The sequence below is a fragment of the Streptomyces cahuitamycinicus genome, from assembly GCF_002891435.1.
Taxonomy (GTDB): Bacteria; Actinomycetota; Actinomycetes; order Streptomycetales; family Streptomycetaceae; genus Streptomyces; species Streptomyces cahuitamycinicus.
On the sequence record NZ_POUC01000750.1, the window covers coordinates 1 to 2,140 of the forward strand.

Here is a 2,140-nt window from a genome sequence, read left to right on the forward strand (position 1 = left end):
CCTCTGTCTCCGGAGCTGTCGCCGGTAGTGCGGACAGGGTGTCCCGCTCGGCGTCCACGTCGACGATCCGGATGTCGTCGGCCGGCAGGCCGCTGTTCAGTCCGTGGTGGGTGACCAGGATCGTGGCTCGGGAGTCTTCGAGCATGTAGGCCAGTCGGTCGGCCGGGTAGGCCGGGTCCAGGGGGACGTAGGCGGCCCCGGACTTGAGGATGCCGAGCAGGCACACGGCCATCTGGGTACCGCGTTCGACGGACAGGGCGACCAGGTGGCCGGGCCCCGCGCCCAGTGACATGAGGTGGTGGGCGAGGCGGTTGGCTGCCTCGTCCAGCTGGCGGTAGGTCATGTGCTCGCCCGCGCAGGAGACGGCGATGGCGTCGGGTGTGGTCTCGGCGCGTGCGCCGACCCGGTCGTGGATCGTGCCGTCCCAGGGGGCGATGCCGGGGGTCACCGCCCAGTCGGCCACCAGCCGCTCCCGCTCACCCCGGGTGAGCATCGGCAGCGCCGACACCGCCTGGCCGGGGTCGGCGACGGCGCCGGCGAGCAGGGTGTTCAGGTGCTCCCCGAAGCGCGCGACGGTCGGCGCGTCGAACAGTTCGGTGCTGTACTCGACGAGCGCCCGTAGACCCCCTTCGTACTCCTGGAATTCGACGGTCAGGTCGAACAGCGCCGAATCCCGTTCCAACGGGTAGTCGTCGACGTCGACATCGCCGAGGCTCAGCTGCCCACCGGGAGCGTTCTGCAGGACCACCATGGCCTGTACGAGCGGTGTGCGGCTCGTGTCCCGCTCCGGTTGCACCGCTTCCACCAGGCGCTCGAACGGCACGTCCGCGTGGGCGAACGCGTCGAGGACCGTCTCCCGGGCCTGACCGAGCAGAGCACTGAACGACGCGTCCGGGTCGATGTGCGAGCGCAGTACGACCGTGTTGACCAGGAAGCCGACCAGCTGCTCCAGGCCGGCGCCGCCCCTGCCTGCAGATGCCGTGCCGACGGCGATGTCCCGCTGCCCGGTGTAGCGGGCGAAGACCGCCTTGACGGCCGCCGTCAGCGCCATGAAGAGGGTCGCGCCCTGTGCGCCGGCCAGCTTCTTGAGCCCGTCGACCGTCGCGGCGGGCACATCGAAGCCCTGCACGCCGCCTGTGGACGAGCGTACGGGGGGGCGTGGCCGGTCGGTGGGGAGGTCGAGGGGGGTGATGCCGTGGAGTTGCTGGCGCCACCAGTCGAGGTGTTGGTCCAGCAGGCCGTCGTCTTCGAGGCGGGTGCGTTGCCATGCGGCGAAGTCGGGGTATTGGATGGTGACTTCGGGGAGGGCGGGTTGGCGGTTCTGGGTGTGGGCGGTGTACAGCTCGCTCAGTTCGCGGGTGACGACGCCCATGGACCAGCCGTCCGTGACGATGTGGTGCATGCCGAGGACGCAGATGTGCTCGTCGGTGGCGAGGCGCACCAGGAGCACGCGGACGAGCGGGCCGTTGCGCAGGTCGTACGGGCGGGCCAGTTCCTCCTGCGCCAGTGCGCGCAGCCGCTGTTCGGTCGCCGCCTCCTCGACGCGCCACTCCGGCTCCAGAACGGGGTGGACGATCTGCACACCGCGACCGTCGGCCACGTCGAACGTCGTCCGCAGTGCCTCGTGGCGGGCCACGAGGTCACCGACCGCCGCGCGGAGCGCGGCCGGGTCGAGGGTGCCGGTCAGACGCAGCCCGACGGCCGAGTGATACGCGGTACCACCCTCGTTGAAGTCCTCCAGGAACCACAGCCGCTGCTGTCCGAAGGACATCGGCAGCAGGTCGTCACGCGGCACCGCCGGGATGGCTGCCGCCTCCTCCGCCCGCTGTGCCTCCGGGGCGACAGCGGACGCGAGCTGCGCAACCGTCGGCGCTTCGAAGAGCAGCCGCGGCGAGAGTCCTCCCCCGAGCGCCTGTCGGGCGTGGGAGATGACCTGGATGGAGAGGATGGAGTCGCCGCCGAGCTCGAAGAAGTTGTCGTGGATGCCGACCTTCTCCAGGCCGAGGACGTCGGCCCAGATGGCGGCGAGGGCTTCCTCGGTGGGGTTGCGCGGGGCGGTGTAGGCGGTGCCGGGTTCTTCGGCTCGTGTGCTGCCGGGGTGGGGGAGTGCGCGGCGGTCGACTTTGCCGCTGGGGGTGAG

At 71.0% G+C, this 2,140-nt stretch carries 1 protein-coding gene; it reads right to left on the reverse strand.

The annotated features are described in order from the left end of the window. A partial coding sequence (locus C1J00_RS42410) for a condensation domain-containing protein (RefSeq protein WP_146046396.1) occupies positions 1–2,140 on the reverse strand: 2,140 nt, incomplete at both ends.